This window comes from Glaciecola siphonariae, from assembly GCF_042652645.1.
GTDB lineage: Bacteria > Pseudomonadota > Gammaproteobacteria > Enterobacterales > Alteromonadaceae > Glaciecola > Glaciecola siphonariae.
The window spans coordinates 300900-319600 of the sequence record NZ_JBHSGU010000002.1 but is presented as its reverse complement, the minus strand read 5'-3'; the positions used below and the strand labels follow the sequence as shown (position 1 = coordinate 319600).

At 45.8% G+C, this 18701-nt stretch carries 12 protein-coding genes; 3 read left to right on the top strand and 9 right to left on the bottom strand.

Annotation, left to right across the window (positions count from 1 at the left end):
• Positions 1-184: 184 nt before the first annotated feature.
• Positions 185-1615: a 30S ribosomal protein S12 methylthiotransferase RimO gene (gene rimO, locus ACFO4O_RS02920; protein WP_382405844.1), complete on the top strand. Its 1431-nt coding sequence runs from the start codon at positions 185-187 to the stop codon at positions 1613-1615.
• Here rimO and kdsB read toward each other — a convergent pair.
• The 5 genes from kdsB to ACFO4O_RS02895 all read right to left on the bottom strand — a co-directional run bounded on the left by kdsB (position 1612) and on the right by ACFO4O_RS02895 (position 8103).
• Positions 1612-2412 carry a 3-deoxy-manno-octulosonate cytidylyltransferase gene (gene kdsB, locus ACFO4O_RS02915; RefSeq protein ID WP_382405842.1) on the bottom strand — a complete coding sequence of 267 codons (801 nt, stop codon included), beginning with the start codon at positions 2410-2412 and terminating at the stop codon, positions 1612-1614. The two genes, rimO and kdsB, sit on opposite strands and share 4 nt — an antisense overlap.
• Positions 2405-2761 (bottom strand): Trm112 family protein, encoded by a 357-nt coding sequence (locus ACFO4O_RS02910; protein ID WP_382405841.1) that lies wholly within the window; start codon positions 2759-2761, stop codon positions 2405-2407. Before ACFO4O_RS02910 ends, kdsB begins: the two co-directional genes overlap by 8 nt.
• Before the next feature lie 46 nt (positions 2762-2807).
• Complete coding sequence (lpxK, locus tag ACFO4O_RS02905) at positions 2808-3830, bottom strand: tetraacyldisaccharide 4'-kinase (RefSeq protein WP_382405840.1); 1023 nt, start codon at positions 3828-3830, stop codon at positions 2808-2810.
• A gap of 3 nt (positions 3831-3833) precedes the next feature.
• Positions 3834-5597, bottom strand: a complete 1764-nt coding sequence (msbA, locus tag ACFO4O_RS02900) for a lipid A export permease/ATP-binding protein MsbA (protein ID WP_382405838.1) — start codon at positions 5595-5597, stop codon at positions 3834-3836.
• 88 nt (positions 5598-5685) lie between these two features.
• Positions 5686-8103, bottom strand: a complete 2418-nt coding sequence (locus ACFO4O_RS02895) for a DNA internalization-related competence protein ComEC/Rec2 (protein ID WP_382408204.1) — start codon at positions 8101-8103, stop codon at positions 5686-5688.
• A gap of 43 nt (positions 8104-8146) precedes the next feature.
• Here ACFO4O_RS02895 and ACFO4O_RS02890 point away from each other — a divergent pair, with 43 nt between their 5' ends.
• Positions 8147-8668, top strand: a complete 522-nt coding sequence (locus ACFO4O_RS02890; protein WP_382405837.1) for a DUF2062 domain-containing protein — start codon at positions 8147-8149, stop codon at positions 8666-8668.
• Positions 8669-8701: 33 nt separating this feature from the next.
• Here ACFO4O_RS02890 and ligA read toward each other — a convergent pair whose 3' ends face one another.
• Genes ligA through smc form a run of 3 tightly spaced genes read right to left on the bottom strand, consistent with a single transcriptional unit; the run spans position 8702 to position 15947 of the window.
• A complete protein-coding gene (gene ligA, locus ACFO4O_RS02885; RefSeq protein ID WP_382405835.1) occupies positions 8702-10726 on the bottom strand; it encodes an NAD-dependent DNA ligase LigA in 2025 nt (674 codons plus the stop codon).
• A 55-nt stretch (positions 10727-10781) separates the two neighbouring features.
• Complete coding sequence (gene zipA / locus ACFO4O_RS02880; RefSeq protein ID WP_382405834.1) at positions 10782-12365, bottom strand: cell division protein ZipA; 1584 nt, start codon at positions 12363-12365, stop codon at positions 10782-10784.
• 21 nt (positions 12366-12386) lie between these two features.
• The gene (gene smc / locus ACFO4O_RS02875) at positions 12387-15947 is read right to left on the bottom strand and encodes a chromosome segregation protein SMC (RefSeq protein ID WP_382405833.1); all 3561 of its coding nucleotides are present in this window, start codon (positions 15945-15947) and stop codon (positions 12387-12389) included.
• A 205-nt stretch (positions 15948-16152) separates the two neighbouring features.
• Here smc and cysZ point away from each other — a divergent pair, with 205 nt between their 5' ends.
• The gene (gene cysZ / locus ACFO4O_RS02870; RefSeq protein ID WP_382405832.1) at positions 16153-16905 is read left to right on the top strand and encodes a sulfate transporter CysZ; all 753 of its coding nucleotides are present in this window, start codon (positions 16153-16155) and stop codon (positions 16903-16905) included.
• On the opposite strand, the gene ACFO4O_RS02865 is transcribed toward cysZ, so the two are convergent.
• On the bottom strand, positions 16847-18694 hold the full coding sequence (locus ACFO4O_RS02865) for an SEL1-like repeat protein (RefSeq protein WP_382405830.1): 1848 nt from the start codon (positions 18692-18694) through the stop codon (positions 16847-16849). The two genes, cysZ and ACFO4O_RS02865, sit on opposite strands and share 59 nt — an antisense overlap.
• Positions 18695-18701: the final 7 nt, after the last annotated feature.

Here is an 18701-nt window from a genome sequence, read left to right as displayed (position 1 = left end):
TGTTTTTTTGCGTAGCCCAGTGTTTTATGCGTAGCAAAACAATACAGACCAAATCATACTCAAATATCTTTCATTCCTCATGCTTTATTTACGCTATATCTATGTGGCTGGGCATTTGTTGAGTGTTGTGCCGGCGCAATTGCGATATAATCTATGCATATTCCAAATTATCCGGAAACATGAAATGAGCGTAGAGCAATACCGTCCATCAGAGGATGTAAAAATAAAGCAGTCGACCACCTTAGAAACGCCTGTAAAAGTCCTCACCTCCCAACAAGACATGAATACGCAGCAAGGCGCTAAAATCGGATTTGTATCCCTTGGCTGCCCGAAGAACCTTGTAGACTCTGAGCGCATTCTCACGCAGTTGAGAACTGAAGGCTATGATGTTGTGCCTACCTACCACGATGCAGAACTTGTTATTGTGAATACCTGCGGATTTATTGATTCGGCGGTGCAGGAGTCTCTAGACACAATAGGCGAGGCATTAGCAGAAAATGGCAAAGTGATTGTAACCGGCTGTTTGGGCGTGAAAGAGGATGAAATCCGTGAGGTGCATCCTAATGTACTGTCGATAACAGGCCCTCACGCTTATGAGTCTGTGGTAGCACAAGTGCATGAGCATTTACCAAAGCCTAAGCACAATCCTTTTCTGCATTTAGTGCCCGACCACGGTATTAAACTTACCCCGAAGCACTTTGCCTACTTGAAAATATCAGAGGGCTGCAACCATCGCTGTACGTTTTGCATCATTCCTTCCATGCGTGGCGATTTAGTTAGTCGCCCAATTGGCGAAGTATTAAGCGAAGCAAAACGATTAAAGGCCGCTGGGGTAAATGAATTATTGGTTATTTCCCAAGACACGAGCGCCTACGGCGTAGACGTTAAATACAAAACCGGCTTTTGGGATGGTATGCCGGTAAAAACCCACATGCAGCAGTTGTGTGAACAGCTTGGCAATATGGACATGTGGGTAAGGCTGCATTATGTCTATCCCTATCCTCATGTTGACGACTTAATACCGCTGATGGCGGAAGGTAAGATATTGCCCTATCTAGACATTCCATTTCAGCATGCAAACAAACGTATACTGCGCTTAATGAAGCGACCGGGGAGCGCCGAGCGCACCGTTGAGCGCATTCAAAAATGGCGAGAAACGTGTCCTGATTTAGTGATTCGCTCAACATTTATTGTAGGCTTCCCTGGTGAAACCGAAGAGGAGTTTGAGGAGTTGCTCACCTTCTTAAAAGAAGCACAGCTCGACCGCGTTGGCTGTTTCAAATACTCACCCGTTGAAGGTGCACGAGCAAACGACTTACCTGATCCGGTAAGTGAAGAAGTCAAAGAGCAACGTCTTAAGCGCTTTATGCAGGTTCAATCTGAGATAAGCTATCAACGCCTTCAAGCCAAAATTGGAAATGAGTACAACGTTATTGTGGATAGCGTAGACAGTGAAGGCGCCATCGCGCGCAGCTTTGGAGAAGCGCCAGAAATTGACGGTGTTATCCATATCAACGATGTGCATGACTTAAGCGTAGGTCAAAGGCTATGGGTAGAAATCATTCATACCGGTGAGCATGACATGTGGGCGGTGCCAAGCGCTGACCAAGACTAAGACCTATTCAGTTGCTCATTTAACCGGTCTAAATCTTCCGGCGTATCGACCCCATGGGGCGGTGCGCCAGTGGCAACTTCAATATGAATACGGTGCCCCCTTTCTAACACTCGTAACTGCTCTAACGATTCAAATTGCTCTAGCTTACTGTCTTGCATCTCACTAAAACGCGTCACAAAATTTGCCCTGTAACCATAAATCCCAATATGACGGAAATACATAGGAGTTTGCTCTAGCATACCTTTTGCTGGCCAGTTTTCGATTGTCAGTCGACCTTGACTATCTTGCACAATATGCCCTCTACCAAAGGGAATAGGCGCACGAGAAAAGTACAGCGCACTGCCGCTGTCGCTCTTGACCACCTTAACAACGTTAGGATTGATTGCATCCTCAGCATTATCAATAGGATAGCAGAGTGTTGCCATCGGATATTGCGGATTTTGTGCCAAATTAAGCGCCACTTGGCGTATATTTTCGGGGGGAATAAACGGCTCGTCTCCCTGAACATTTATCACAATTTCGTCGTCAGATATGCCTCTTAATGCAATGACTTGAGCAATGCGAGTGGTACCTGATTGATGGGTGTCATCGGTCATGCATACGTCTGCTGAAAACTGCTGGGCAGCGTTTTCAATACGGGAGTCGTCAGTTGCAATAATCACCTGACTTGCACCAGCCTCTAAGGCGCGCTGATGCACATGCTCTAACATAGTTTTGCCGCCAATAAGCGCTAGGGGTTTGCCCGGAAAACGTGTAGAGGCAAAACGAGCAGGTATGACCACCGTAAAATCAGTCATGCGCTTTTACCTTTTCTAACTCTTCTAAGCTAAGTACCTTTGCATCGCTCTCAAGCAGAACGGGGATGCCGTCCTCTATTGGATATGAAAGACGGTCAAAGCGGCAAACTAAACTTTGAGTTAAGCTTTCAGTGCCTCCAACGTTAGGTTCTGAACTATTTTGTAGGCTAGCCTTTACCGATGTGCCTTGTTTTTGGTCGGTTTGCTTTGTTTGAGCATCGTGTGTTTGAGCGCCGTGTGTTTGAGCGTCGTGTGTTTGAGAAAGCGGGCAGCTTTGTTCATGCAGCACTAAGCGCCCTTTGCAAACCGGGCAAGCGACAATATCTAGCAACTTCTTATTAAAGGTCATATGTATCCACCTGCTTCGTTATTTTTATATGAGCTGTTTGGTCATTTCAGTTTTCAATTGCTAGCTTTTTTAAAAGCTGCTCGTAAAAGCCATCATCCAGTATTGCATCAACCTGCAAGTACCAGCATTTTTCATGTGCAAAGGCGCGGCATTTAACCGCGTCTTTTTCAGTCATTAGCACGACATCTGAGCTTGGGATATCATCTGCAATAAATTGGTGGTGATCGTCAAATGAAATCGTTTTCGATAATTTTATTCCAAGCGTATCAAGCGTATCAAAAAATCGTTTAGGACTGCCAATGCCAGCTAGCGCAGTAACATCCTGAGCTTGAGCAAAAGCATCAATACCATCGCTTATTGCTAATTTTTTGCCGCTACTTAGGTTAATCCAACATGCGGGCCTAAGATGCATGTTAACTAGAGGTGTGGAGGATGACAGCAATACTTCTTGCGGCTTACTATCAGCGCCGTTGTAAATAATCCAGTCAACGGTATTTAAACGACTTTTACTTTCTCTTAGCGGCCCTTGGGGGAGCAACATTCCATTCCCCAGTCCGCGCGAATCTGTTACGCATAACTCGATATCACGTTTCAGGGCATAGTGTTGCAGACCATCATCACATAAAATAATTTGAGCGTCGGTATGCTCTTTAATAAAGCGTGCACCGCGGGCGCGCACTGGGTCTAGCACCACAGGTACACCCAAACGCTGACACATCAACGCTGGCTCATCGCCAACTATTCTTGCGCTATCATCAGCCTTAACTAAATATGGAAAGTGCTTTTGTTCGCCGCCATATCCTCTCGACAGGACTGCGCTTTTAATGCCCTTACCTGCAAGAAATGCCGCTAAACCCAACACAAAGGGCGTTTTACCGTTACCGCCAACACTGATATTTCCCACGATAACAACCGGCAAAGCCGCCTGATATGAACTGAGCAAACCCACACGAAACATCCTGCGGCGAAGCCCAGAGACTATAGCGAATAAGAGACGCAAGGGGGCAAGCACACAGAGCCACCATGGAGCATCTTTTGCAGACTGATACCACGCCTTTTGCAGGGTCATCAATTATCCTGAAAACTGCATTTTATGGAGCTGCGCATACATGCCTTGTGCATTGAGAAGTGTGTCGTGAGAGCCAGACTCAATTATCTCGCCGTCTTCTACCACCAAAATAATGTCAGCAGCCTCTATCGTCGACAAGCGATGTGCAACAACAATGCTGGTGCGAGATTTTTGTAACTCGTCGAGTGCCCGCTGAATAAACTTCTCTGATTCAGTATCAAGGGCTGAGGTCGCCTCGTCGAGGATTAAAATGGGTGCATCGGCCAAAATAGCGCGCGCTATCGCGATACGCTGGCGCTGCCCACCCGATAACATAAGCCCGTTCTCACCTACCAAAGTATCAAAACCGTCTGACTGCTTCGACACAAAATCGGTCACATAAGCAATATCAGCAGCTCGAATAATATCCTCACGGCTCACCTCATCTTGCTTGCCGTACGCAATATTATTTGCAATGGTATCGTTAAATAGGGTCACCTGTTGTGACACTAAGGCGAATTGCTTGCGTAAAGAGCGCAACTTGATGTCTTGAATGTTTTTGCCATCTAGGCTGATGGTACCCGAATCAGGGCAGTAAAATCGCGTGAGCAGGTTTGATATTGTCGATTTGCCGCTTCCCGAGCGCCCCACTAGCGCTACTGTTTGACCCGGTTTTACCTCAAAGCTTACGTTTTTAATTGCTGGGCTCGTTTTTGTTGGGTAAGTGAAACTCACATTATTGAAACTTAATTGCCCGCTGGCCCTATCTATTTCATGAGTTCCGGTGTCTGCTTCGTTTTCATGATCTAATATCTCAAATATACTGACGCATGCGGCCATGCCCTTTTGAAATTCAGTATTGACGGTCGTCAGCAGCTTCAATGGCTTTAGCAGCATCACCATACATACAAGCACGTTAATGAATATACCGGCTGTTAACTGCTCCACCATTACCGGCATACTGGCAACGAACATTACAACCGCTAATGCGATGGATGCAATGATTTGTATGCTCGATACAGATAAAATTTGCGATGTCACCAGTTTCATATTTTGCTGACGATTTTGATTGTTACGCTGGTTAAAACGCTCTGACTCCAAAGCTTGTCCATCGTGCATAAGCACAACTTTATGACCCTTTACTGCTTGTTCGATTGACGAAGTAAGCGAACCCATCGCTTGCTGAATTGCTTTACTTACCTTGCGAAAACGTTTGCTCACAAAGGTAACAATCACCGCCACCAGTGGACCAATCAACAAAAAGATAACCGATAGCTGCCAAGAGTAATAAAACATGGCAGTTAACAAGCCAAGTACCAAGGCGCCCTCTCGGATGAGCGTTAAAAAAGCTTTACCCGCGGCATTGCGTACCTGTTCGGTATCGTAAATAATTTTTGAAATCAGTGTGCCGCTGCTATTGTGGTCATGAAATTCAATTGGCAAGTGAATGTATTTTTCAAATAACTGTTGGCGCATTGTCATGACGATTTTAGTACCGACATACTCAAGCGTGTAGGTGCCCATAAAATTGAACACTCCCCGCAAAATAAACAAAGGCACAATAAAATAAGCTGCGAGCTTTAAATAAAGGTAATTACCACTGTTGAGGCTGTCGTCAATAAGGGGTTGTAGCTGCATCAACACAAAAGTATCGATGGCTGAATAACCCACCATTCCCACAATAGCAATCAAGAAAAGGCCTCTGAATGGCTTAAGATAAGTAACAAAACGTCGAATAATCGACTTGCTGATAGGTTTGTTCAAAGGCTGATGCGCCGAAAGTTCCATTATGCTCCTTATAAGGCTGAGCGTGGCTTATTCGTAACTGATGCTGTGAGTATACCCGAAGCCTGAGTATTAAGGCTACTTTGACGCTTTACATTGGTGCTTTAAAATACCAGCGAGGATAGTGATGCTCGCGATAGCTTTTGTATTCAAGCGTCTTTTGGCTTAAATCAAATTCAATAAAGCCATGCTTGCCTGTTTGCAAAACCGCAGTGCCCAGTTTTTGATAACGCTTGAGCACATGTTCATCTGGAAACCCCCAGCGATTCGGTTTAGCGGCGGTAAATACAACAATACTGGGCGACACCGCAGTAACAAAGGGCTTACTTGAAGATGTGCGGCTACCATGGTGAGGCGCAATTAAGATGTCTGCGCTTAGCTTGTTGCGCGTGTCATATAGCTCTAGCAGCGCTTGCTCCTGCTGATGTTCAATGTCACCGGCAAATAAAATGCGAGTGCGATTTACATGAAGCATAAGTACGCAACTGTCTGCATTTATGTCACCTAGCCTTGGTTTAAGGGGCCATAATACTTCTACTTTTATATTGTTAGGCAAAGTCGAGGGAGGTGTAAATGTGCTCAGAGAGCAACGATGTTGTGGGCTTGAGAGCTTTACGACTCGTCGTGCTTGCAACAAAAAATTGATACCGCCTGCATGGTCGTTATCAAGATGGCTAATGAACAAATGGTCAATGTTGCGTTTTGGGCCAAGCTCACTGTCGATAAAGGGCACAATAACGCTTTGTGCCATGGAAAATCCCGTACGATAACTGCCCCCAGTATCAAAGAGCCAGAGCTTAGCTTCATTTTCTGAGTCGGTAAACTCAAACAAAGATGCACTGCCCTGACCCACATCAAATACTGCAAGCCGCGCTCTAGACACACCGTTGCTACTTTTATCATAAGCGCCATCAGTAAAATGAAGCGTAATCAAACAGAGCATTGCCGCACTGAGCACCCAGTACTTTCCCCTCCAAAATGGCAGCAACACTGATAACATCAACAATATCGAGCTAATTAATAAAACGCTTACAAAAGCGTCAGGCGCGACAATACCGCGGACGAAAAACTGGTCGTATAGACTTGCCGCAACTTGTTTAGCATCACTATTGAGCGTGTGCGTGAGCTGCATTACCCACAAGGTAAAATTCATCGCAGCATCGGCAAGGTAAAAACACGTTTGATATATGCTGGCAGGCAAAGACAAAAGAAGCGCCAAGGTGCCTAAGACACAAATAGGCACCAACACAATACTCACCCATGGTACGAGCACAAGATTAGCAAATAACGCAAAAATCGGCACCTGTCCAAATACATAGAACGTTAAAGGAAGGGTGATAAATGACAACCATATCTGTAGGTAAATTCCCCATTTAAATGTCTCGAAGCGACTGAGGGTTTTCTTTGGCCAAAATCGCCACACAAATAGCCATATGCTAAAGACCGCAATAAAACTAAACCAAAAGCTCACACCTAAAATGGCGTAAGGAAAAAGCACAAAAAAAGTAGCCAAAAGGCTTAGTATGATGCTCGACAGACGCCAGTGAGACTGGGTTATGCTCAAATAGGTCCACAGCACCAAGGCAAATAAGGCTCGGAGCACCGGTACTTCAAAGCCGGCTAAATATGCGTATAGCACACATGCACTGCAAGCAATTATTCCCGTGAGCATCGCATAATTGCTCTGCCAACGAGTCACGACCGTTAGCAGAAATCCCAAGGGTTTAGCCACAGCAAAAAGCACGTAAGAAAATACAATGCCCACATGCAGTCCAGAGATAGCAAATAAATGCGCGGTACCGCTTGCCTGCATAAGTGACCAGTCATCATCGGTGAGCAAAGCGCGAAAGCCAAAGCTTAACGCTTGCAGCCAAGCATCGTTTGATAAACCGATGTTACGCAGCTCATCGATGCCCCATTGCCGAAGACTCACTTCGCTCTTAATCACCTTGTTTGTGGGACTATCTAAAACATAGCCGGTGGCAACAATGTTGCGACTGACTAACCATGTTTGATAATTAAAACTATGTGGATTAGCCAAACCATTTGGCGCACGCATATTTATCAGCAGGCGCAGACTTTGTCCTTGCTTAGGTGTAAACGAGGGCCGGTACCAAGCAAGGCGCACTTTCGGATAAGTATAAAGAGCTGATTTTCCTGCTCGAGTTAAGCGGATATTGAATCGAATTGCGCTTGGGTCGCCCTGTGATGAGGCATCTTCAGGCTCATCATTGGTCATCACTACTGAACTTACCCTTCCCTCAATTACTAGGTTTTGATTATGTAATTGAGGGTCGATTTGCCAACTAATATACATATGGCCTGTAAAACCCGCCCAAACAAAGCCTAGTAATGCACCTAGCGATATTGCCGATAAGCAATTATGCGAGCGATGTTTAATTACGCACAACAGTATGAGAGCTATCGTCCCAATAATTAGCAGTGAAAGATGGGGTAATTTAGGCCATAATGCGCTACTGACGAATATTATGATAAATGTTAACAGCACTCTGTCTGATGTGGTCAAGGCGAGTCCAGGGTTGTAGTAATTTATGCCAAGAAAATTTATTCAACGATTTTTGCCCGATCATAATTCGGTAAAAGCCAACAAATCGTTAAGAGTGTTCGGTACGCTGTTGCACGATCCCAATCTATGGCATCTAAATCGTCGTTCAGCCAAAGGCGCATTTGGCTTAGGCTTATTCTTCGCGTTTTGGCCGGTTCCGTTTCAAATGGTACTGTCGGCTGCGGCTGCAATCGTACTCAGGGTTAATTTGCCGCTGTCAATTGCTACGGTATGGATAACCAATCCTCTGACTATGCCGCCTATATTCTACGGGGCATATTTGGTGGGGAGTACTGTACTTGGGACTGAAATGACAAACTTTCATTTCGAATTAAGTTGGAGCTGGGTAATTGAGTCAATCAATACCATAGGGCCGGCATTTTTACTCGGTTGTTTAATCTGTTCAGTGGTTGCAGGCGCTATAGGTTACTTTGGCCTAGACGGCATATGGCGATGGTCAGTTAACAAAGCCTGGCGCACTCGCAGAGGCGAGAAACCCCAGGCCTAGGCCTTTTTCAAGGTCTGTCCCCACCGCAGTTAGCTAACGAGACGCTAAAAAATCTACCAAGGCTTGCTCGTCCCACGTTTCAATGCCAAGCTCGCTAGCCTTTGCCAATTTTGATCCCGCTTTTTCGCCCGCAATCAACAAATCTGTTTTTGCAGATACACTTGATGAGACCTTCGCACCTAACTCTTGAAGCTTCGCTTTAGCCTCACTGCGCCCCATCTGCGATAAGGTGCCGGTAAGCACAATGGTTTTACCGGCAAAAGGCTGCTGCTCAATAGGCGCAAGTTCGATAACAGGCCAGTGAACGCCAGCCTCTTGAAGCTTTTGTATTATGCTTTGATTGCTTGGCTCATGCATGAACTCAAATATGTGGCGGGCAACCACTTCCCCCACATCTTGCACCTCTACCAAGGCTTCAAAGCTAGCTTTAATCACCTCTTCTAGGCTTAGAAAGTGGAGAGCGAGATTTCTAGCCGTTGCTTCCCCTACTTCTCGAATACCAAGGGCATATAAAAAACGCGGCAGCGTGGTTTCTTTCGCCGCGTCAAGCGCACGCAAAAGATTGACCGCCGACTTATCACCAAAACGGTCAAGAGAGGTAAGTTGAGGTAAACTTAAATGAAAAAGATCGGCTGGATTTTCAATCAACTTTTGCTCTACTAGTTGTTCCACGAGTTTATCGCCTAAGCCATCAATATCCAGTGCTTTGCGAGACGCAAAGTGTTTGATCGCCTCTTTACGCTGGGCAGAGCACACCAAGCCGCCAGTGCAGCGGGCAACCGCCTCTGAGGCTATTTTTTCAACATGCGATTCACAAATAGGACAATGACTAGGAAATACTATTTCTTCTGCGTCGTCAGGGCGTTTATCAAGCACAACCGAAACCACTTGCGGGATAACGTCTCCGGCTCGGCGAATAATAACCGTATCGCCCACCCTCACGCCAAGGCGCTCTATTTCATCTTGATTATGTAAAGTGGCATTAGACACCGTCACGCCGCCAACAAAAACAGGTTCCAGGCGCGCTACAGGCGTAATCGCGCCGGTACGACCCACCTGAAATTCAACCGCCATCAAGCGCGTCATTTCTTCCTGTGCAGGAAATTTTTGCGCCAGTGCCCAACGCGGCGCTTTAGAAACAAAGCCTAACCGCGTTTGTAGCTCAATATTGTTCACTTTGAATACCACACCGTCGATGTCGTAACTTAAATTTGCACGCATGCGGCCAATCTTGTTGAAGTAGTCTATACAGGCCTGCGCACCTTTAACCGTGTCGGTTTCTTTGCATAGCGGCAGGCCCATTTCAGCTAATGCCTCAAGGCGCTCACTGTGCGTGCTTGCCTGTTCGATTGCACCGCCTTCAATCACTCCCACAGAATATGCATATAGGCGTAGCGGTCGTGAAGCCGTAATTTTTGAATCTAGCTGGCGAAGGCTACCTGCTGCTGCGTTGCGCGGATTCACAAAGGTTTTAGCTTGCTTTTGTTTTTGCGCAGCGTTGAGGGCTTCAAAACCCTCCTTGGGCATAAAGACCTCGCCTCTCACCTCTAAACGTTCTGGCAGCTTATCGCCACGCAGGCGAAGGGGAACGTTAGCAATGGTTTTCACATTTTCCGTAATATTCTCTCCGCTTTGACCATCGCCACGGGTTGCAGCTCGTGTAAGCACGCCATTTTCATACATAATTGATACAGCAAGGCCGTCTAGCTTTGGTTCGCAGGCAAACTCAATCTCTGAAGTCATGTTTAAGCGGTCTAGAATTCTCTGTTCAAACGCCAATAGGTCATCATCCGCAAACCCATTATCAAGACTTAGCATGGGTATTTCATGGGCCACTGTCTCAAACTTGCTGAGTACCGCTCCACCCACTTTTTGCGAGGGAGAATCTGGCGTTCTGAGGCTTGGGTCCTGCTTCTCAAGCGCAATCAATGCCTGCATTAGTCGGTCGTACTCTGCATCTGGAACACTGGGTTCATCTAACACATAATATTGATGAGCAAAGGTTTCTAACTGCTGCTTTATCGTTTGATGCTGCTTGGCTAAGGAAGTGTCTGACATGTCCAAAAATACTCACAAAAAAGGGGCTAAAGCCCCTATGTTTTCAAAATTAGGGTTATCGACTTAAACGACGACGCTCAAACTCACGAATGCGCTCTGAATATTGCTGCAAGCTCTGCTTTGAAATTAGTACCTTGTTGGCGTCTAAAATTTTGCAGTCAAATTCTTCGGCGATTTTACGTGCCGCGTTATGCATCATATTAAAGACTTGCTGTGCGTCGCCCTCAATAGGCAGCATCATAAACAATGACACCCCATAGGTCGTGAAATTTTCGATATTGTCGATGTCGAACACGCCAGGTTTAAACATATTGGTAAGGCTAAATAAGATAGGCCCTTTACCATTGGTGTTTACATGTCGATGAAAAATATCATGCTCACCAAACTTAAACCCTAAGGTAAGCAGCATAGGCAGTAAAGCTGCGCCGCTTATGGGGTTGTCGTTACTCGCACGCACGTTCAATACCAAAACATCATTTTGAGGAGCGGCCTCATTAGTGTTGCTGCTTGGCTTGTCTTCTAAGACAGTTTCTTTGTCAAGGCGGGGCTCCTCTCGCGTATTTTCTACGCGACTGGCCGATTCAAAATCGATGCGCATTTGGTCTTCGCTGTTTTTAGCGTTCGCTTTTACCACTGGCTCTTTGCGGATTTTTTCCGCCACTGTTTTTTTACGCCGCGTTACAAAACGCTTGGCTTGTTCAGCAAAACTAAGCTCCTTCTCAACCCCTTTTGGCGTGTCGCTAGCGTCAACATTGTCTTTCGGTTTGTCAGGACCCTCCTGCACGTCAAGCGCAAAATCTGGGGCTGGCTCTAATTGTGCTTGCGGCTGGGTCTGAGGATCAGGGTGAGCGTTAGTATCAGGGCGAGTATCAAGATGAACATCTGTATCATCATCGCTCGTTTGAGCTTTTATATTCTGATCGCCAGACGTATCAGCCGCGCCAACACTTGCTCCGAGTTCGCCTTTTTTCAATAAAAAACCCGGTGGTTCCGGAATTTTTTGGCTATCAAGTCCTTCATCAATAGGTTTTGTAGGTTTACTGAATCCGGGTTTGGGCTGGGTAACCACGCCTGAATAAACCGGTGACTGGCGGCCGTCTTCAGCAGTAAGATTAGATGAGCTCACCGGCTCATGTTTGTCGTTCAAGTCTTTTATGTCAGGCTCTATGGCGGTTTTGTTTACGTGGTCAGCTTCGCTTGAGTCATCAACTGATGGCGACAGTGGCGAATGAACAAGGTCTTGCGCCGACAAAATAGGAACAGATTTAGTTTCGCTTTTGTCAGTACTGAGGTCTGAATTGCTCTCGTAGCCTGTATCTAAATTAACATTTGGATTTGCACCAAACGCAACATCCTTATCACCGTGCACAGATTCAGTACGACTGATAACTCGAGCCTGTCCTACGCCAACGTCGTCGTAAATATCGTCTGCATCGCCAGCTTCAGCAAAATCATCTACGTCGTCAAGTTCGCTATCGGATGCTCGCTCAAAACGAGGTTCAGAGGCCCTAGCAGCCTGAAATGTATTTGGACGGTTCTGTTTTTTATTTTTTCTGATAGTCCACGCGCCGTGCAGTAAAATACCCACGATAAATACAATGCCAATCACAAAAAAAGCAATACGGAGTTCTTCTTGCATTACAGTCCTTTCGTCTCGTTGTTATTGTGCAATGGCCAAGGCTTCTTCCATATCAACAGACACCATGCGTGATACGCCGGGTTCTGCCATGGTAACGCCAGTTAAATGACTTGCCATTTCCATCGCTACTTTATTATGAGTAATGTATATAAATTGTACGGTTTTAGACATCTCTGAGACTAGTTTACAGAAACGCCCCACGTTTGCATCATCTAATGGTGCGTCTACCTCGTCTAATAAACAAAACGGTGCAGGATTCAATCTAAATATAGCAAACACTAATGATAAAGCGGTTAGTGCCTTTTCACCACCAGATAATAGGTGAATGGTACTGTTTTTCTTTCCAGGAGGTCGCGCCATGATGGTCACGCCAGTGTCCAATAAATCGTCGTCAGTAAGCGCCAAGTAAGCTGACCCGCCCCCAAATACTTTCGGAAACAGCATTTTTAGGTCATCGTTTACTTGGTCAAAGGTATGTTTAAAACGAGCGCGAGTCTCTTTATCGATTTTTCGCATAGCGCTTTCGAGCGTATCGAGCGCTTGGGTCAAATCTGCATTTTGATCGTCTAAATGTTGTTTGCGCACCGCCTGCTCTTCATACTCTTCAACAGCAGCTAAGTTGACTGCACCTAAACGCGACAAACTTGCCTGTACCGCATCTAAATTGCTCTGATATTCATTTTCTTTTGCGTCCTCTGGAAGCGTCTCGAGCACGTCACGCACATTAAGTTTCATTTCAGCGAGTTGTTCAACAAACGACTGTGCCTTTACCTTTGACGTTTGTGCGCTCAAACGTTCACTCTCAATGCGTTGTTTAATAGCATCGATTTTCTGATTTATCCCCACCTGGCCTTTTTCTAAGGTAGATATCTTTTCTTCAATCTCATCTAGCTCTTGCTGATGCTCTGCTAATTGCGCTTCTAAGGTTTCCTTTTGGGCAAGCATGTCTTGTAGTTTATCCTGCTGGTCTTCGGCAGGCATTAGCAAGGTCTCGGCTTCTTCTTTTAATAGTTCAATCTTATCTTGGTTGTCTTGTAGCTGATTGGCCTTATTCTTTCGTTGCTCCTGCAAAATTTGGTAACTGTTTTGTAAACGCTGAGTCGATAGGCGTCCCTCATGCAGTTTGTGCTGAAGCTGTTGATATTGCGTTTGCGCCCCAACAAGCTGCACTTGTGCGCCCTGTTGATCAGACTCTACATCATATTTTTTTGCTTCAATTTCCGCTAACTCAATACTGGCATCTTCAATTTCTTCACTGAGTATTTCAGAGCTCATTTGCTCTTGGCTAAGCGTTTCTTGCTGTTGAGTAAGGTCTTGCTTCAAGCGTGCTAATCGCCCCTCCTGCTGCGACTGCAAAGCTTTAAGGTTATCAATATCGCGCGCGATGAGCGTGCGCATGTTTCGGTTCTCGTTAAGCTTGGCATCGCTCACTTGGACATCGTGTTCACTGCGTTTTACCTGTTCGCTGAGCACAGCAAATTCCTCTTCCAAGGCACTATGGTCATGCTCTGCTTGCTCAAGGCTTTCTTTTAATGCAGCGATGCGAGCAGAGCGCACTACCTTGCCATCACCTAACTTTGTGTATGGCACTATTAAGCTCTTTCCATATAGCTCACCACCCTTGGTTATCACATATTGCGAACTGCCAAGGTGCGTTAACAAATGGGCCAGCTCTGCCTCGTTTTGTGCAACAAAAATATCATTAAAATATGAGGGTACGCGAGACTGCTCCACAAATTGGGCTAGGCTGCTGGGTTTTTTGTATTCAGAGCGATCATGTTCATCGCTGTTTTCAGTGAAATTTGATTCAAATAAAAGTGCGTGCTGACCATGGGCTTGCGTATCTGCGTACTTAAGTACTTCAGCAATATCCAAACCTGACACCACCAGCGCATTTTCAAACAGGCTCAGAGCGCTTTCCAATACTTTCTCAAAGCCAGGTTTTGGACTCAAGGCTTGCCATACCGGCACTGCTTTTTTATCAGAGTCTTGGTTAGGAACATCTGCAGCATTTGCATCACCCGTAGCATTTGCATTGTGTGCGCCGCCAGCATAGGCGGGAAGGCTTAATTCATCGCTTTGCTGCAACGCGCTCAAAGCATCTATTTCAGCCCGCAACTTAATGCATTGCGTGCTCGCAACCTGGCGCTCGTGTGCCATGTCGTTTTGCTTGCTTTTGAGCTCCTCTGTGCACAAAACTATCTTTTCGTGATCAGCGTGTAGGGTATCGTACTGCGCCTCAAGCGACCGTAGCTGTGTCTCAAGCTCATCTTGTCGACTGCTGTCGAAGCGTTCAAGCTCTGCAAGCTCTTGGTTTAACTCATTAATCCGTGCTTCGGTGCGCTGTTGCAGGCTCAATGTCTGCTGCAGTTGGCTATGCTTTTGCTGCAAGCTTTGTTTTTGCTGATAGTAGTCTTGCTCTATCTCTTTAAGCGATTTTGCAAGCGTGCTTTGCTGTTCTTGAAAGCGCTCGACGGTATCTTCTAATTCATGCAGCTGCTCCTCAAGAATATGCATATCAGGTTCTTGGCTCAGTATCTGCGCTTCGCTTTGCTCTATTTCTTTTGCGATACTGTTAACCTGCAGTTGTATATCTTGTTGCTGCTGCATAATCTGAGAGACTTCTGATTGTATTTGCGCGCTACGTTTTTTGGCAAAAAGCTGTGATTGCTCTAGCTTGGTAATGTCATTACCCATCTGATAAATCAACTGCTGTAAGTCGCTTATTTTTTGCTTAGATACCGACTGGTCGTTTTTAAGTGCCTGTAAGCCAGATTCATCGCCCTGTTTACCTGACACTAAGGTGTTGAGCTCTTGCTGGTATTGCTCAATAACCTCGTCAGATTTACGCAGCAGCTCGCTTTGCCCTAGCCAGCGCACCGTCGCTAACTGACCTTTAAGCTCACGTTCTTGCGCCTTTAATTCTTTGTACCGAGTAGCTGCCGTGGCTTGGCGCTTAAGCTTGGCTAATTGGTCAGAAAGTTCTTGGCGTACGTCATCCAAACGAGTGAGATTATCTTTAGTATGACTAATGCGGTTGAGGGTTTCTTTACGCCGCTCTTTGTACTTAGATATGCCGGCAGCTTCTTCTATAAACACTCTGAGTTCTTGCGGCTTAGATTCAATAAGCTTTGAAATCATTCCTTGTTCGATGATGGCGTAACTGCGAGGTCCTAAACCCGTGCCTAAAAACAGGTCGGTTATATCGCGCCGTCGACATTTGCTGGCGTTAAGTTGATAGCTAGAAACGGCATCTTTGGTCACAATACGCTTTACCGACAGCTCATTATAACCGGCATACTCACCGCCGATGCGTCCTGAGGAGTTATCAAAAACTAATTCCACAGAGCATTGAGATACCGCTTTGCGAGCGCTTGAACCGTTAAAAATAACATCGGTCATCGCATCTCCGCGCAAGTTCTTCGCAGAACTTTCACCCAATACCCAGCGCACGGCATCAATCACATTGGATTTGCCGCAGCCGTTGGGTCCCACTACCGCGGTCATGTCACCGGGAAATGGAATGTTGGTGGGGTCGACAAAGGACTTAAAGCCCGCCAGCCGAATCTTTTTTAAGCGCATGTAGTGATAATATTCTCTTTTTTTTAGCGTTTGATTGAGCTGTAATTCGAGTCACCTTTTAACAACTACCCTTCACAAAAACATAGGTAATGTGAGGCTAAAAATATGTGTCATCAAGATAATAGAAAAACTTCGTAACAATTGAAAATATCTTTTTATATTCAGCCCTATATAATACCTAACATCACCGATATAAGGAGCGTAAATGTCAGAACGCGGCGGCAGCAGTTATTTTTTTCAAGGCTTTGAACTCATTCGCACGAAAGGACTGAAGCGCTTTGTATTTGTGCCTTTGTTTATCAATATTGTGTTATTTTCAACCGCATTTTACTTTGTGCTAGATTACATCCAATACGGTGTGGACTATATCATCGGTTTCATCCCTGACTTTCTCGGTTGGTTAAAAGAGGCCCTGATTTACATATTGTGGCCAATCGCTGTTGTTACCGTCTTGCTGGTATTTGCACTTATTTTTGGCACCTTCGCCAACTGGATTGCCGCGCCCTTCAACGGTTTGTTAAGCGAAAAAGTAGAGCGTCATTTACTTAACCAAGACATGGGCAATGAAGGTTTGCTCGATGCGCTTAAAGATGTCCCTCGCACGCTAGGCCGCGAACTGTCTAAACTCGTATATTTTTTACCGCGAGCCCTAGGTTTTCTTATTCTGTTTTTTATACTTCCACTCGTTGGACAAATCCTGTGGTTTTTGTTCAACGCATGGATGATGGCGGTGCAGTATTGTGACTATCCTTTTGATAATCACAAAATTGGCTTCAAACCTATGCGCATGCACTTGTTGGAACAAAAGAGTCGCTGCTTTGGGTTTGGTATTATGGTCAGCTTATTCTCTCTGGTGCCCATTCTGAACTTTTTAGTCATGCCGGTTGCGATTTGCGGCGCTACGGCGATGTGGACTGAGCGCTTTCGAGAGCAGGCATTAGCTGAGACGACCGTTTAAGCTGAGTTTGCCAATGCTGTATCGCACTTGATGACTGGTTTTGAATGGCCAAGTGCATAAATTCCTGTGCAACCGCCGTCTTAGCGCCATCTTTACGTAATTCTTGATGCCATAAATCCAAATAGATTGCCGGAATATAATGGGTATCGTGATGTTCCAAAAACGTTATGTCAGCACTGGGTTTATAGCTTGTCACTGCCGCATTTTCACATGTTCGACTCTTGCTTATTTCTAGCGTATTTGCAGCACTTAATTCACCCGACAGTTCATTCCAGTACGCTAGCTTCTGTTTGTCTAGTGACTGGTTTGCTTGTGCGATAAGCAGGTTAGGTGCATCAGCGAGCCTGCATTGTTGCTGTGCAAATGCAGGGCTTAGCGCATATTCATCCACAAAGTGGGCAAAGTGCGCCAATTCATGCACAAATACCGAGTATTCATCTTGCCTGTCTAAATACATAACCCCGCGCTGAACATAAGCCCTCCCCTGTTCAGCAAATACAATCAAATGGGTAAACTGTGGTGCTTCGAGCATATTTGCGAGCGGCCGCAAATCGCAGTCAATACGATGGCTTTGCTGAGCCGTTTTGCATTGAAGTTCGGTAGATGACAACCAGGCAATGTCGTTGACACATATGGGGAGGTTAGAAAACCGGGCATCTTGCTCAAACAGTTGTTTAAAACGCCGCGCTTGCGCTACTGAATGTAGGTCATTGGCAACAAACTGAAGCGTTTGAAGACAGGTGTTAGCGCTGTTGCGGTTTGCGCCGAAAAGATGCTCAAGCGGCACAATATTGTATTCACTTATCACTTTTACGTACTCGGCAGCAAGGGCATGGTTCGCCGCTTCGGCTATGCGGTAGTACTTCATTGCGTGCTCTGGTTTCTCTGCCTCCCAATACATACCTGCCAAGGTAAATGCACTAGCGCCATCAAAGGATGCGGCTTTTTCGAGCCAATAAAGCGCGTTTTCAAGCTCTGAATATGCGCGTGTATTGCTGGCGAGCCGATCACGCTGTAAAAATGCTGCCACTGTGGATGCATCTAGACGATTAAAATAGTAGGAGGCTAATGTGCGAAGCGCCTGCACGTGGCCTTGCTCGCCCGCTTTTTTGAGCAATGACAAACGTGTTTTATCATTGCTTACACCGCTATCACTCAATAATAGTGCTAACTCAAAACTTGCTGGCGCGTGGGATAGCTTAGAAGCAACACCAAGCCAATACCGCTTTAAACCTTTACCGGGTAAATTTAAGGCATAATTAAAAGCAGCATCAGCAAGCACTGAATTGACAGTGCTCACCGCTGAGCTTTCTAAGGTGGCAGAAGTAGGATTTTGCTGCCGTGCAAGCGGGCCTTCAGCATTTGTCATGAGCGTTTTTTCAGCGAGCGTTGCCAGCTCCTTATGCCAATAGAGTGATTGACTGGCGGCGTATTGAGCTTGAGCCTCCTCTAGTAGCATGGTAGCGGCGCCGATATGCCCCTGTGAGGCGCTCACATAAAGAAGATAGTGTGCATGCTGGCTTTGAGTATCGTTTGGTATTTCGCTGGCTGATTTACTGACGATTTCACTGGCGGTTTTACTCGTGTGCTTATTTACTTGTTTATTTGATTGTTTATTTGCTTGGCTATGCGGCTTTTCATCTGGCTTTTCGTATGATCTTTCGTATGGTCTTTCGTCAAAAAGGGCCAAGGCCTGCTTGAATAGAAGCTCACCGGAATGGTTGCTGCTGTAGCGAAGCAGTAAAAGAGTGATAAGCAGCAGACTAACAAATTGAAATGTAACTCGCATATACAGC

Bases quoted from the DNA above. Each gene is read 5' to 3' on its own strand.
- ACFO4O_RS02910 (WP_382405841.1), bottom strand. From the start codon at position 2,761: ATGACCTTTAATAAGAAGTTGCTAGATATTGTCGCTTGCCCGGTTTGC.
- ACFO4O_RS02890 (WP_382405837.1), top strand. From the start codon at position 8,147: ATGCCAAGAAAATTTATTCAACGATTTTTGCCCGATCATAATTCGGTA.
- cysZ (WP_382405832.1), top strand. From the start codon at position 16,153: ATGTCAGAACGCGGCGGCAGCAGTTATTTTTTTCAAGGCTTTGAACTC.
- msbA (WP_382405838.1), bottom strand. From the start codon at position 5,597: ATGGAACTTTCGGCGCATCAGCCTTTGAACAAACCTATCAGCAAGTCG.
- rimO (WP_382405844.1), top strand. From the start codon at position 185: ATGAGCGTAGAGCAATACCGTCCATCAGAGGATGTAAAAATAAAGCAG.
- lpxK (WP_382405840.1), bottom strand. From the start codon at position 3,830: ATGACCCTGCAAAAGGCGTGGTATCAGTCTGCAAAAGATGCTCCATGG.
- ligA (WP_382405835.1), bottom strand. From the start codon at position 10,726: ATGTCAGACACTTCCTTAGCCAAGCAGCATCAAACGATAAAGCAGCAG.
- zipA (WP_382405834.1), bottom strand. From the start codon at position 12,365: ATGCAAGAAGAACTCCGTATTGCTTTTTTTGTGATTGGCATTGTATTT.
- ACFO4O_RS02865 (WP_382405830.1), bottom strand. From the start codon at position 18,694: ATGCGAGTTACATTTCAATTTGTTAGTCTGCTGCTTATCACTCTTTTA.
- kdsB (WP_382405842.1), bottom strand. From the start codon at position 2,412: ATGACTGATTTTACGGTGGTCATACCTGCTCGTTTTGCCTCTACACGT.
- smc (WP_382405833.1), bottom strand. From the start codon at position 15,947: ATGCGCTTAAAAAAGATTCGGCTGGCGGGCTTTAAGTCCTTTGTCGAC.